Here is a 999-nt window from a genome sequence, read left to right on the forward strand (position 1 = left end):
CACGAAGGCAGCTTTGAAACCCGGGTAGGCCGGGAACGGCAACTGAGCGCCATCGCCAATCAGTTGCACGACCTTGGCTATCGGCAATTGCAGGCGACCTCCCTCAAGCAAAAGCACATCAAGGCCCTGGTAGAGCACTGGCAGGGGCAAAACCTCTCCCCCGGTACCATCAAGAACCGCATGAGCTGTTTACGTTGGTGGGCGGAGAAGGTTAACAGGCGAGCCGTCGTGGCCGGCTCCAATGATTTCTATGGCATACCGGACCGGCAGTTCGTGTCCGACAGCAGCAAGGCCAAGGGTCTGGCACGGGAACAGCTCGACCGGGTTAAGGATGAACATGTGTGGATGAGCCTGCGCCTGCAGAGGGCCTTTGGCCTGCGTAGGGAGGAAGCCCTAAAAATCCGGCCCCGCTGGGCGGATCGGGGCGATCACCTGCAGCTCAAGGCCAGCTGGACCAAGGGCGGGCGGGAACGCACCGTCCCCATCCGCACCAGGGAGCAGCGCGCCCTGCTGGAACAGGCCAAGCGCCTGGCCGGACTGGGCGCCCTGATTCCGGGCGGGCGCAGCTACATCGAACAGCTCAGGATCTACGAGCGCCATACGGCCAATGCCGGCCTGTCGAAAATGCACGGTCTGCGCCATGCCTACGCTCAGCAGCGCTATCTGGAACTCACCGGCTGGCCCGCCCCCCATGGCGGCGGGCCTACTAAGAAGGAACTGACCCCGGCGCAGCAGCAGGCGGATCAGTTGGCGCGCCTGGCCATCAGCAGGGAGCTGGGCCATGTCCGGGAGCAAATAACCGCGGTGTACCTGGGGAGATAGCCGATGCAGATCCAGCCCCGCCTGATCCGACTCCGCGACGCCCCCGGCTACCTGGGTATGGACCGCAACCGCTTTAACCGGGAGGTGCGCCCTGCCCTGACGGAACTTCGCATCGGCAGCCAGGGTGTCGCCTTCGACCGCCTTGAAATGGACGCCTGGGTGGACCAATATAAACGG

Annotated in this window: 1 protein-coding gene; it reads left to right on the plus strand. The window is 64.0% G+C overall.

Annotation, left to right across the window (positions count from 1 at the left end):
* On the plus strand, nt 1-822 hold an 822-nt coding region (locus Q6D67_RS21610; RefSeq protein WP_304707911.1), incomplete at its 5' end, for a phage integrase N-terminal domain-containing protein.
* Between the last annotated feature and the right edge of the window lie 177 nt (nt 823-999).

It is taken from the genome of Haliea sp. E1-2-M8 (assembly GCF_030649675.1).
GTDB lineage: Bacteria > Pseudomonadota > Gammaproteobacteria > Pseudomonadales > Halieaceae > Haliea.